This is a genomic window from Psychrobacter sp. DM4, assembly GCF_051307035.1.
In the GTDB taxonomy this organism is placed as follows: domain Bacteria; phylum Pseudomonadota; class Gammaproteobacteria; order Pseudomonadales; family Moraxellaceae; genus Psychrobacter.
In genome coordinates this window covers 1,328,816-1,341,534 of record NZ_CP195536.1, presented here as the reverse complement: position 1 = coordinate 1,341,534, position 12,719 = coordinate 1,328,816, and the positions used below count along the sequence as shown (strand labels likewise).

Annotated in this window: 11 protein-coding genes; 10 read left to right on the top strand and 1 reads right to left on the bottom strand. The window is 44.7% G+C overall.

Annotated elements, in window-relative coordinates; all coding sequences use genetic code 11:
* Positions 1–6: 6 nt before the first annotated feature.
* Positions 7–822: a formate/nitrite transporter family protein gene (locus ACR64G_RS05770; RefSeq protein WP_435980549.1), complete on the bottom strand. Its 816-nt coding sequence runs from the start codon at positions 820–822 to the stop codon at positions 7–9.
* Positions 823–1,652: 830 nt separating this feature from the next.
* Between ACR64G_RS05770 and urtA the strand changes: the two genes are divergently transcribed.
* From urtA to ACR64G_RS05720, 10 genes are all read left to right on the top strand, one after another.
* Positions 1,653–2,954, top strand: a complete 1,302-nt coding sequence (gene urtA / locus ACR64G_RS05765; protein ID WP_435980654.1) for an urea ABC transporter substrate-binding protein — start codon at positions 1,653–1,655, stop codon at positions 2,952–2,954.
* A 309-nt stretch (positions 2,955–3,263) separates the two neighbouring features.
* Positions 3,264–4,871: an urea ABC transporter permease subunit UrtB gene (gene urtB, locus ACR64G_RS05760; protein WP_435980653.1), complete on the top strand. Its 1,608-nt coding sequence runs from the start codon at positions 3,264–3,266 to the stop codon at positions 4,869–4,871.
* A gap of 10 nt (positions 4,872–4,881) precedes the next feature.
* Complete coding sequence (gene urtC, locus ACR64G_RS05755; RefSeq protein ID WP_435980548.1) at positions 4,882–5,952, top strand: urea ABC transporter permease subunit UrtC; 1,071 nt, start codon at positions 4,882–4,884, stop codon at positions 5,950–5,952.
* Positions 5,949–6,872, top strand: a complete 924-nt coding sequence (urtD, locus tag ACR64G_RS05750) for an urea ABC transporter ATP-binding protein UrtD (protein WP_435980547.1) — start codon at positions 5,949–5,951, stop codon at positions 6,870–6,872. The genes urtC and urtD overlap by 4 nt, the downstream gene beginning before the upstream one ends.
* Before the next feature lie 131 nt (positions 6,873–7,003).
* Positions 7,004–7,702, top strand: a complete 699-nt coding sequence (gene urtE / locus ACR64G_RS05745; protein ID WP_435980546.1) for an urea ABC transporter ATP-binding subunit UrtE — start codon at positions 7,004–7,006, stop codon at positions 7,700–7,702.
* A 29-nt stretch (positions 7,703–7,731) separates the two neighbouring features.
* Entirely contained in the window at positions 7,732–8,652 is a 921-nt protein-coding gene (locus ACR64G_RS05740) for an urease accessory protein UreD (RefSeq protein WP_435980545.1), read from the top strand.
* A gap of 144 nt (positions 8,653–8,796) precedes the next feature.
* The gene (gene ureA / locus ACR64G_RS05735) at positions 8,797–9,099 is read left to right on the top strand and encodes an urease subunit gamma (RefSeq protein WP_435980544.1); all 303 of its coding nucleotides are present in this window, start codon (positions 8,797–8,799) and stop codon (positions 9,097–9,099) included.
* 47 nt (positions 9,100–9,146) lie between these two features.
* Positions 9,147–11,279, top strand: coding sequence for an urease subunit alpha (gene ureC, locus ACR64G_RS05730; RefSeq protein ID WP_435980652.1), 2,133 nt, complete (start codon positions 9,147–9,149; stop codon positions 11,277–11,279).
* Positions 11,280–11,388: 109 nt separating this feature from the next.
* Positions 11,389–11,925 (top strand): urease accessory protein UreE, encoded by a 537-nt coding sequence (ureE, locus tag ACR64G_RS05725; protein WP_435980543.1) that lies wholly within the window; start codon positions 11,389–11,391, stop codon positions 11,923–11,925.
* On the top strand, positions 11,873–12,718 hold the full coding sequence (locus ACR64G_RS05720; RefSeq protein ID WP_435980542.1) for an urease accessory protein UreF: 846 nt from the start codon (positions 11,873–11,875) through the stop codon (positions 12,716–12,718). The genes ureE and ACR64G_RS05720 overlap by 53 nt, the downstream gene beginning before the upstream one ends.
* Position 12,719 lies beyond the last annotated feature (1 nt).

The following is a 12,719-nucleotide window of genomic DNA, read 5'->3' as shown; positions in this document are numbered from 1 at the left end:
ATGTCATCATTGAACCAATTTGCGGCTTGGACGAGTGCGTACATGAGTAAAGTACAGCGGCAAACCTACAAAAAACAGACCCCCTACTAGGTTACCTAGTACTGTAGGTAATTCATTCCAAATCAAATAATCTGCGATTGTAAAATCACCACCCATAATCATTGAGAATGGGAATAGGAACATATTAACAATAGAGTGCTCAAAACCCATATAAAAGAAGAGCATGATTGGCATGTACATAGCAAACATCTTACCAGATGCTGAAGTTGAAATCATAGCGCCTACTACGCCCATCGAAACCATCCAATTACATAACATGCCGCGAACAAAAATAGTAAACCAGCCTGAAGTTCCGTGAGACTGATAACCTAGTGTACGAGCCTCTCCAATAGTGCCTACTTTGGCCGCTATAGTGCCACCGTCTGTCTCATAACCAAAGGTTAAGATAAAAGAAGCTAGAAAAGCCACGGTTATGGCTCCGCCTAAATTGCCTAAAAACACAAGCCCCCAATTGCGCAATAACTGCTTCATATCGCAGCCTGGACGCTTATCTAATAAGGCTAAAGGTACAAGTGTAAATACGCCTGTCAGCAAATCAAACTTCATTAGATACAGCATGATAAATCCGACTGGAAACAATAGTGCTCCTAACAGCGGATTACCTGTATTCACTGTTACTGTAATCGCAAAAAAAGCCGCCAGTGCTAATATTGCACCTGCCATAAAGGCGCGGATTAAGGTATCGCTGGTTGACATACTCATCTTAGACTCACCAGAATCTACCATTTTCGTCGTGAATTCGCTTGGATCAATGTACGCCATCAAACACCTCAATTGTTGATTGATAAATAACAATATAGCTAAAGCAATAGGTATGCCAAGGGTTGCGAGACAAGCCTAATGTTATGGTCGTTAGCTGGTTTCGTAACTAACTATTTTGTCTTACAACTCTTTAACTATGGCGTCTTTACATTTTATGACCTAGAAGATTTTGAAGGATAATTTTGTTATACCAAGTTTCATTATATTCTCTCAAGCAGTATTCGCTGTTTAAAAAGATCTCAGTTGGTGCATTGCTATAGCAGTGCACCTAAGCGGTGCTATTCGTACGAGAAGCTTTTTAGTAGTCCACGACATTACAATAGTAGCTACCAATAAGCTAGAATGTCGCCAAACCGGAGCGGGTACTACATTGAGTCGTACTACGGATACGACTAAGCTCTTTGTTCTTGAGAGATTACATCTTTAAGCAATACTAAAAACTCACAGGTTAGCGATATAAAGACAAGGTTTTATATTCGTATACCCTTTTCAATAGCTTTAACTGGTTATAAAACCCTTTTAGCGCCGTTATATCCATCAAATGAATAACTGTCTATGCACAGATTTAGCTCTCTAAACCAGACGATTATGGTGCATAATAAAGCATAGAACCAAAATGGTGCAAAAAAAAGGTGGCTTTTTCTAAATAACTAACGATTCTAGCGCAACTGGTTATATTTTTAGGTTGGCATAAATATTGAAGCATCACTAGCAGTTAGTGTCGGTTTATTAACTCGACCTACTAGGTTGCTACTTTATCTTTTTTGGAGAACTATATGTCATTATTGCCTACTCTTATTCCTGTTGCCAAAATCAATTCGAGCTCTCGTATCGACTCAAAACTAACCTCACGTTTGTCTCTACTAGCAGTAGCTATCGTCGGTAGCTTAAGTCTAATCGGTTGCCAAAAACCTGCTGAAACTGGCGCAGAAACCAATTCTACCGCTGAAACCTCCGAGACCACTACTACCCCTGCGGCTGATGGCGACACAATCAAAGTAGGTATTTTGCATTCTTTATCTGGCACAATGGCCATCTCTGAGACGTCTCTAAAAGATACGGCGCTCATGACCATTAACGAGATCAATGCTAACGGCGGCGTGTTAGGTAAGCAGCTAGAGCCTGTTGTGGTTGATCCCGCCTCCGACTGGCCATTATTCGCTGAAAAAGCACGTCAGCTATTAACCCAAGATAAAGTTGATGTGATATTTGGCGGCTGGACGTCGGTGTCGCGTAAGTCAGTATTGCCAGTGGTTGAAGAGTTAAATGGCCTGATGTTCTATCCGGTACAGTACGAAGGTCAAGAGCAGTCAGAAAACATCTTTTATACTGGCGCAGCACCCAATCAGCAAGCCATTCCTGCCGTTGAGTACTTGATGAGCCCAGAGGGCGGTAGTGCAGAGCGTTTTGTATTACTTGGCACAGATTATGTCTATCCTCGTACCACCAACCAAATTCTAAGAGCTTTTTTAAAGTCTAAAGGCGTCGCTGAAGCAGACATCATGGAAGAATATACGCCATTCGGCTTTAGCAACTATCAGACTATCGTAGGTGATATCAAAAACTTCTCTACCGGTAAAAAGACGGCGGTTATCTCTACCATTAATGGGGATTCAAACGTGCCCTTTTATCGTGAGCTTGCTAACCAAGGTATCAAAGCCTCTGACATTCCAGTCATGGCATTCTCAGTAGGTGAAGAAGAGCTACGCGGTATCGATACCAGCTTACTACAGGGTCATTTGGCGGCATGGAACTACTTTATGTCGGTTAAAAACCCTGTGAACAGCAGCTTCACTAAAAAATATAAGCAATATGCGCTAGATCAGAAGCTACCCAACGCCGACAAGGTCGTGACTAATGATCCTATGGAAGCCACGTATGTCGGTATTAACATGTGGAAACAAGCGGTTGAAAAAGCGGGTACGACCGATGTCGATAAAGTACGTATTAGCATGGGCGGACAGACTTTTGATGCGCCATCAGGATACACCCTGAAAATGGATGAAGAAAACCACCACTTATGGAAGCCTGTCATGATCGGTCAAATCCGCGCTGATGGCCAATTCGATGTGATTAGCAAAACACCAGAAGCTATCCGTGCACAGCCATGGAGTCAGTACATTCCTAAATAAGGTCGCAACTACATAATTATTCGTCCCTTGTTAGCATCAATTATTAGTATCAATACTAGCAATCCTTTTAAATTCCCTACTGATTAAGACCACTTTTCAGTAGGGAGTTGGAGGAGTGTTGACTGTAAAAAAGGAATTACCATGTCTTCCTATTCCAAAAAAAACCTATTAGCCAACTGTCCCAGCAAGCCCTTTATCATTGGCCTACTCTCCTTATTTCTATATCTCTTAATGACCATCTTAACGCCTGCTTATGCTCATGAGATGTCAGTAGTACACAGTCACGATGACGCTACGTCTACCAATACGATGGCAGCAACATCTAATGCCATAAGTGATAAAACTTTGCTTACTCAAAATGAGCAATCTCTTACCACGCCAGCGGACACTAGTTTAAGTCAAGGCGATGCCATTGAGCAGTTTGTTGCCGCAGACTTCGGCAAACGCCAAGCGATGTTGAATAATTGGCCAGGATCTATTGAGAGCTTAGATACCTTAGTTGAACTCATTAGTAATGATGAGCTATACCAAGGCAACGGCGGACAGACGTATCTGCTAAATAGCGACGATCAACTGTTTACTTACCCAAACCAGCAAGAAACCGCGGATTGGCCTAGCGACTTATCACAAGTGACCTTGACCAATGTGCTACGCTCGGCGCTAACCTTTGGCCAAGCCAAGGTTAAGCTTGAGTCAGAGGATACGGCTCAACGTATACAGGCCGTTGAGATTCTCTCAAAAAATATAGACCAAGTAGACCCCGCTACCATCTTAGCAGCAGCGGCTACAGAGGATAATAGTAAAGTTAAGGATGCTCTCGCCTATCTACAGGCGCGTATTGAGTTCAGAGATGGTGACCTGGCAACTAAAATAGCCGCTGTGAACCTACTTGCCGATAGTGATAGCCCGCAGGTCTTGGTTGATGTCAAACGAGCATTGACGGCGGACGATATCGATCCTGTACTCAAGTCTAGCTTGCTTGACGCTGAGGCAAGTATCGAGCGACGTATTACCATTAGCACTTGGATAGGCCATCTTTTTACGGGTATGAGTACGGCTAGTATCTTGTTATTGGCAGCCCTTGGACTTGCGATTACCTTTGGACTCCTTGGGGTCATCAATATGGCTCATGGCGAGCTGATTATGATCGGTGCTTACGCCACTTATGTGGTGCAAAACCTGTTTCAAGCATATTTTCCTGAAATGGCTGGTTGGTATCTGGTTGCGGCTATACCCGTGGCCTTCTTAGTTAGTGCCATTATCGGCATGATTATTGAGCGAATCGTTATCCGCCCCCTTTACGGCCGTGAGCTTGAGACCTTACTGGCCACTTTTGGTGTCAGTCTTATTCTTATGCAATTAGTGCGTATGTTCTTTGGTGCGCAAAACGTTGAAGTTAGTAATGTCGCTTGGCTAAGCGGCGCTTATCAGGTGTCCTCAAGCCTAGTACTCCCCTATAACCGCATCGCGATTATCGGCTTTACAATCTTGGTGCTTATGCTCCTTGTGTACTTACTTAATAAGACTCGCTTTGGCTTATTTATGCGCGCTGTGACCCAAAATCGGCAAATGGCTCGCGCTGTTGGTATTCGCTCTGCGCGTATCGATATGCTGGCTTTTGGTCTGGGCTCAGGTCTTGCCGGTCTCGCTGGCTGCGCGCTTGCACAAGTAGGCAACGTCGGACCTGATCTGGGTCAGACTTATATTATTGATGCGTTTTTGGTCGTTGTCGTGGGCGGCGTCGGACAAGTATGGGGCGCAGTACTAGCATCCTTAGGTCTTGGTGTCAGTGGTACCGTGCTTGAGATTGGCATCGGTGCGGTGATGGCTAAGATTGTGTTATTGGTTCTTGTGATTTTGTTTATTCAAAAACGTCCACAAGGTTTATTTGCCCTAAAAGGCCGTTTTGTGGATTAAGGAGAACCTTATGCGTTTGACTCAACTGTTATCTGATTCCCCGCGTAACTCTATTTTAATTGGTTTATGCTTTTTGGTACTACTGATTTTACCTTGGCTACACTTGATGCCTGAGAGCTCAAGTTTTCATCTGTCAGCTTACTGGATAACGCTCATTGGCAAAATCATGGCTTTAGCAATGGTGGCACTAGCACTAGATCTCGTCTGGGGTTACGCTGGTATCTTAAGCTTAGGTCATGGCCTTTACTTTGCCTTGGGCGGTTATGCCTTTGGTATGTACTTAACGCGCGAAACAGCAGGCGATGCTATACCAGACTTTATGCGTTTTTTGAGCTGGACTGAGATGCCGTGGTATTGGGCGGGAACGCAGCACTTTTGGTGGGCAATGGCCTTGGTGGTGCTCGTCCCAGGTCTGGTCGCTTTTATCTTTGGCTATTTTGCTTTTCGCTCAAAGATCAAAGGGGTTTATTTTTCGATTATCACTCAAGCCATGACCTACGCCGCAGCCTTACTGTTTTTCCGTAACGAAACAGGCTTTGGTGGCAACAATGGCTTCACAGGTTTTACCACGCTATTAGGCTATGACATCACCGCCTCATCAACCCGAGCGATGTTGTGTTTTACCACAGCTCTCGCTCTGCTGTTATCCTATCTAGGGCTACGCTACTTGATGAATCAGCCTTATGGGCGAGTACTTGGTGCTATTCGTGATAGTGAGAACCGTTTGCAGTATCTGGGCTATCGCACGCTTTGGTACAAGCTATCCGCTTGGGTATTGTCCGCCGTCATTGCTGGTATCGCAGGTGCTCTATATGTACCGCAAGTTGGCATCATTAATCCAGGCGAGATGAACCCCGTCAACTCTATCGAGATGGCCGTATGGGTAGCTGCTGGAGGTAGAGGATCCCTTATTGGTGCTATTGTAGGCGCTGGCGCAGTCAATGCGATCAAGACTTACTTTACCGTGGCCTACCCTGAGTTTTGGTTACTTATTTTAGGGGGATTATTCGTAGTCGTTACTATATTTCTACCCAACGGTATCATTGGTGTCCTCGATCGTTTTAAGAAGGAAAAAGAATGATGTCAAAAATATCCAATAAGACTGATTATAGTATGCGTACTCCAACAGAGAATAATAAAGCGACTGATCGTATAACGGCGACAGAAAACAGGTCTGCTCATCCCAGCACTACTTTGGCCGAAGATTATGGCGACAGTGCTGGTTTAGCACGCCCTACCCCTAAATCAGGTCCAGATCTGAGGCATGGTATCGCACTGTATTTGGAAGATGTAAGCGTCTGGTTTGACTCATTTCGGGCACTTAACGACTTATCGTTATACATTGAAGAGGGTGAGCTACGCTGTATCATCGGCCCTAATGGCGCAGGCAAAACAACTTTGATGGATGTAGTCACAGGCAAAACGCGTCCCACCGAAGGAAGTGCATTTTTTGGTCAAACTCATAATCTAGCTAAGCTATCTACTGAAGAAATCGCTGAGGCTGGCATTGGTCGTAAATTCCAAAAACCAACGGTATTTGAAAACTTTACTGTACTCGATAATTTAATGCTGGCCGCGCCCAAAGATAAGCGGGTATCAAAAAGCTGGTTTACCAAGATTGATGTGCAAACTCAAGATACACTTGACTCAACGCTACAGCAAATTCGCTTAAAAGACATGATAAGTAAGCCGGCAGGATTATTGTCTCATGGTCAAAAGCAGTGGCTAGAGATCGGTATGTTACTCATGCAGCGCCCAAAGCTAATCTTGCTTGATGAGCCTGTGGCAGGCATGACCGATGCCGAAACGGAACATACCGCTGAGCTGTGTCTACGTCTTAAAGAGAATCATACCTTAGTGGTGGTCGAGCATGACATGAGCTTTATTGATGCTATTAGTGAGAAAGTGACGGTTTTAGCAAATGGTGCTATTTTGGCCGAAGGCACCTTGGCTGAAGTACAAAACGATGAGGCCGTAATTGAGACCTACTTGGGTCGATAATAAACTCAGTTTGATAATAAACTTAAGTCGATAATAAACTTGAGTCGATAATAAACTTGGGTCGATAATAAACTCAGTTCGACAACACATAGTAGCGCTTAAAACTGAACCTAAAACATAAAGGGGCTTATATGTTAGAAGTTAATGCTATAAATCAATACTACGGCGGCAGTCACATCTTACGCGACGTCACTCTTACTGCGCCTGTAGGCGAATGTAGCGTCGTACTGGGCCGTAATGGCGTCGGTAAAACGACTTTGCTCAAATGCTTGATGGGTATCCTTCCCATCAAATCAGGGGAGATTTTATTAGACGGTAAAGATATTAGCCAGATGACGCCTGAGCTACGCGTACGCGCAGGACTCGCTTATGTACCGCAAGGACGCGATATTTTCTCTACTCTAAGTGTTGAAGAAAACATTCTCATTGGCATGGCAAAGTTTTCTCAAGGTAAGGCAAGTAAAGTACCCAAATACTTATACGATATATTTCCAGTGTTAGATGAGATGAAGCATCGCCGCGGTGGCGATTTGTCTGGCGGACAGCAGCAGCAGCTCGCTATTGCAAGAGCACTAGCTTCTGAGCCGTCAGTACTGATCTTGGATGAGCCTACTGAGGGTATTCAGCCATCCATCATCAAAGACATCGGTAGAGTCATTCGTAGTCTTGCCAATAAAGGCGATATGGCAATCGTTTTGGTTGAGCAGTTTTATGAGTTTGCAGAAGAGCTTGCTGATAACTATACGGTACTCTCTCGCGGACAAGTCGTTGCGCAAGGGTCAGGTCACGTCATGGCTGAGAATAATATTCAAGAATTGGTCGCAATTTAAAGAGACACTTTTTAAAAGGGAACACAATTTTGACTTGGCAATCCTCATTACAGCTCAGTTTTGACCACGTCGCTGACAGCACTAAAACTCGACTGTCTCATCGTGCTCATACGGGTGCTTTAGTAGTACAGCGTGCGCTATATCCTGAGCCTGATTGCCAAGAGGGGATTTGCCATATTTACGTGTTGTACCCGCCCGCTGGTATTGCCGATGAGGACCGCTTAACCTTAGACTTTACTCTCAAGCCTAATAGTCACGCTGTAATCACGACTCCTGGAGCGGGCAAATGGTATGGTCAAAGAAAGTCTCTACGGCACTCTGAATCTTCTAAATCCTCAAAAATTATTAGCTCAGAACAGCATATCGACGCGCGCCTTGCTGACCATGCTATTCTTGAATGGCTCCCTCAAGAAAGCATCTATTACGATCACTCTGTCTCTTGCGCCAATAATCGCTTTTATTTAGCTAAGAGCGCCAGTTTGTTAACTTGGGATATTGCTGTGTTCGGGCGTCAAGCGTATCATGAGACTTTTGCTCATGGTCATTATGCCAACCGCTTAGAGATATGGCGTGATGATAACTTATTGGTCAGTGAGTACACCTCCCAACAAGCAAATACGCGCTGGTTTACCTCACCACTTGGGTTGAACCATCATCATGTGCACGGCTCTTTTTGGGCAATACCCAGTACAGAGGTGATTGCACCAGAGCTACAAGATAATCCGCTCAAGCTTGGTCAGTATTTAGATACTATTATTGCCGAGGTACGTCTCCTTATCGATCAGCAGTCGCTACCTATATACTGTACTCACAATTTTCAAGGGATTAACTGCCGCTATTTGGGGTCAGATGTGCGTGCCTGCTTTGAGGCTTTTTATCACGTTCGCGAGCTTATTAGGTCTAAATGGTACGCGCTTGAACCTCATCGACCGAGAATCTGGGATACCTAATATCACCTACTATGCATCTCTATGCATCTCTATGCATCTCAAGCAATGCGCCACTAAAGCACAATGACACTATTTAGCATATTTTTTATAACTATTAAAAACGCTCAATAATTTATAAAGAATGTTAATAACCAAGGAGTATCCATGCAATTAAATCCCACAGAAAAAGATAAACTCTTGCTATTTACAGCAGGTATGGTGGCGGAGCGTCGTAAAAATCGCGGCGTCAAGCTCAATTATCCTGAGTCTATTGCTTACATCAGCATGTTACTAATGGAAGGCGCTCGCGACGGCAAAACAGTGGCACAACTGATGAGTGAAGGAGCGACCTACCTCTGTGCCAAAGATGTTATGGACGGTATCGCAGAGATGATACATGATGTGCAAGTGGAAGCCACTTTTCCTGATGGCACCAAGCTAGTAACAGTACATAACCCCATCGTATAGCTTGATTCGCAGTACAGCCGTTGCAAAGATAATTAAGGATAATTGATATCATGATAAAAGCAGGTGAATATAAAATAAAAGCAGGCAATATGGCCTTAAACGCTGAGCGCTGCGTTCAAACCATAGCAGTCATCAATACCGGCGACCGCCCTATTCAAATCGGTTCTCACTATCACTTTTATGAAGTCAATTCAGCACTAAGCTTTGATCGAGAGTTGACGCTCGGCTATCGTTTGAACATCATCTCTGGTACGGCAGTACGCTTTGAGCCAGGACAAACACGGGAAGTTGAGCTGGTTGCTATCGCAGGTCGTCAGCATATCTATGGTTTTGCGGGGAAAGTCATGGGGCCAGCTGAGGTCAAAAACACGACTGCTACTTCGCAAAAGTCTATCGACAGACGTATTCACGCAGAGCATTTTGGCCCTACTACAGGGGATAAAGTACGTCTGGCTGATACTCATTTATGGCTTGAAGTTGAGTATGATTTGACCAGCTTCATAGATCATCGTTCTAATACTCACAAGGTCAGTGTTGGTGAAGAGGTCAAGTTTGGCGGTGGTAAGGTGATCCGCGATGGTATGGGTCAATCGCAACTACTGGGTAGTCAAGTTGCTGATACCATTATTACCAATGCCTTAATCGTCGATTATACGGGTATTTATAAAGCTGATGTTGCTATCAAAGAGGGGCGCATTAGTGGCATCGGTAAAGCCGGTAATCCTGATATTCAGCCTAATGTGACGCTACCTATTGGCGCAGCGACAGAGATTATCGCAGGAGAAGGCAAGATTTTGACTGCTGGGGGTATCGATAGTCATATTCATTTTATTGCACCCCAGCAATGTGAAACGGCATTGATGTCTGGTCTCACCACGATGTTAGGCGGTGGCACGGGGCCTGCTGAAGGTACGCTTGCGACAACTTGTACGCCTGGCGCTTACCACATTCACAGCATGCTAAAAGCTACTGACTCTATTCCGATGAATATCGGAATATTGGGCAAAGGCAATGTGAGCTTACCTAAGCCTATTGTCGAGCAAATTGAAGCAGGCGCCATCGGTCTTAAGCTCCATGAAGACTGGGGCTCTACGCCCAAAGCCATTGATAACTGTCTTAGCGTGGCTGAAGAATATGATGTACAAGTGGCGATTCATACCGATACACTCAATGAGAGCGGCTATTTGGATAGTACTTTAGGCGCGTTTAAAGACCGCTGTATTCACACTTTTCATACCGAAGGCGCAGGCGGTGGTCATGCGCCAGATATCCTAAAAGCTATTGGGGAGACCAATGTGCTACCCTCGTCCACTAATCCGACGCGCCCATTTACTATTAATACTATTGATGAGCATCTAGATATGCTCATGGTCTGTCATCATTTGAGTCCCTCTATCGCTGAAGATGTCGCTTTTGCAGAGAGCCGTATTCGTAAAGAAACCATTGCCGCTGAAGATATTTTACAGGATATGGGCGCTATCGCTATGATGAGTAGTGATTCACAAGCGATGGGACGCGTGGGAGAAGTCATTATTCGTACGTGGCAAACCGCTGATAAGATGAAAGCTCAGCGCGGTCATCTAGCACCTGACAAGTCCGCTAAAGCTGAGCAATCCTCAAAAAGGATTACCTTAAGCGATGTTGATGCTGATAGCGGTAACGATAATTTTCGCATCAAACGCTATATCGCAAAATACACTATCAATCCTGCGATTACTCATGGTATCAGCGATGAGGTAGGTTCTGTTGAAGTCGGTAAATGGGCGGATTTGGTTTTGTGGTCACCCGCATTTTTTGGGGTAAAACCTGATCGCATTCTCAAAGGCGGCTTGATAGCTGCTGCGCCTATGGGCGACCCAAACGCCTCCATCTCTACTCCGCAGCCTGTCCACTATCGCAGCATGTTTGGCAGCTTCCCCAAAACTGTGGCACAAACTTGTATCACCTTTATGTCAAGTGCGGCTATCGACAGAGGCGTGGATAGACAATTAGGGTTAGAAAAAGTTATCAAATCCGTACATAATATTCGTGAGATACGCAAGCAAGACATGAAATTTAATAGCTACTGTCCTGATATGAAGGTCAATCCTGAGACCTATGAAGTCTATGCCGATGGCAAACTACTGACCTGCGAGCCTGCCGAGCATCTGCCAATGGCGCAGCGTTACTTTTTATTCTAGTAGCGTCCTAGTGTCACAGCTTTGATTGTAGTGGCTTTTAATCAAGGCACAATAATGCCAAAGCAGATACCCATCCAAATTATTTTTTAACTGACTATAGACTTACCTTATGCAAATTTATACTCATCGTCTCGAGACATCAGATATCAGTGCTGAACAAAACACTGTGATTAATAGCCAAAAACAGGCAGGGAAATTTTTATATTTAGACTTTGATACCCGCCAGCGCAGCCGATTTAAAGCACAAACTCAGCAGCAAGAAACTCTTGGTGTGGATCTGCCCCGTACCGAAACCATCAAAAATGGCAGTGTGTTGGCAGATAATCAAGGCGCATTGATACAGGTTATGGCGGCCAAGCAAGCCTTAGTCGAAGTCACTGCCGATAATAGCTTTGATCTTATGAAGGGCGCTTATCATTTGGGTAACCGTCATGTGCCATTGATGATTGCACCCAAAGCGTTATACTTTGAACCTGACCATGTATTAGAGGCGATGCTACAGCAACTTGGCCTACATACCCAAGCTGTCCAAGCGCCGTTTGAACCAGAAACAGGTGCCTATAAAGGCGATAATGGCGGACAGGCTCACTCTCATGACCATAGTCACAGCCATAGTCGTCACGACCACACCCACTCTCATGATTAAGCCTGACACGCACTCTCAGCAGCCTGACCGTACCACACACGCTATGAATGATGCTAATAACGATGCAGAGGTAACCGGACGTTTATTGATGCTAGCATCAAGCAACTTGCCTATTGGTAGTTATACCTACTCACAAGGTATAGAGTCCGCTATTGAGTCAGGGCTCATTCATGATGAAAACAGTTGCTTAGTATTCATGAGTGACTATCTAGAGCTGGCACTGTGTCGTTACGAGCTTCCGCTATTGGCGCTTATGATTGAAACCCTAATGATTGACGACATCGCGCTGGCTGAGGCATTAGGCAAGGATTATCACGCCAGCCGTGAGAGTAAAGAGTTCGTCTATGAGTCGAGCCAATTAGCACTATCCTTATCCGCATGGCTTGATGAGGTACTTAAGCTTGATGTACCTGATAGCTTGCTTGCCCACGGCTTTTTGCCACTGTTTGCCCATATTAGCGCGCATTGGCAATTTAAGCCTGAGCAAGCGATGACCACCTATGCTTTTGGTCAAATAGAAAATATGGTACTGGCAGCGGTCAAAACCGTACCGCTTGGGCAAATGGCAGGACAGCGAGTTATTTGGCAATTACAGCAGTTGTTAAGCACGCAAGTATATCCGCTAGCGACCCGCGTCAAGCAAAGCTTTTTGCACCTTCAGGATACGTCTGTGGAAGTCAACATAAAGCTAAATCTACTTTATCAGCAGCTACATATGTCCGCGAATTTACCAAATTTAGCGATACTCTCTTGTCAGCATGAAAAGCAATACAGCCGATTATTTCGCTCTTAAA

What these genes read in the sequence shown, in the direction of transcription:
- ACR64G_RS05770 (WP_435980549.1), bottom strand. Translation starts at nt 822, where the DNA reads ATGGCGTACATTGATCCAAGCGAATTCACGACGAAAATGGTAGATTCT.
- urtB (WP_435980653.1), top strand. Translation starts at nt 3,264, where the DNA reads ATGGCAGCAACATCTAATGCCATAAGTGATAAAACTTTGCTTACTCAA.
- urtC (WP_435980548.1), top strand. Translation starts at nt 4,882, where the DNA reads ATGCGTTTGACTCAACTGTTATCTGATTCCCCGCGTAACTCTATTTTA.
- urtD (WP_435980547.1), top strand. Translation starts at nt 5,949, where the DNA reads ATGATGTCAAAAATATCCAATAAGACTGATTATAGTATGCGTACTCCA.
- urtE (WP_435980546.1), top strand. Translation starts at nt 7,004, where the DNA reads ATGTTAGAAGTTAATGCTATAAATCAATACTACGGCGGCAGTCACATC.
- ureA (WP_435980544.1), top strand. Translation starts at nt 8,797, where the DNA reads ATGCAATTAAATCCCACAGAAAAAGATAAACTCTTGCTATTTACAGCA.
- ureE (WP_435980543.1), top strand. Translation starts at nt 11,389, where the DNA reads ATGCAAATTTATACTCATCGTCTCGAGACATCAGATATCAGTGCTGAA.
- ACR64G_RS05720 (WP_435980542.1), top strand. Translation starts at nt 11,873, where the DNA reads ATGACCATAGTCACAGCCATAGTCGTCACGACCACACCCACTCTCATG.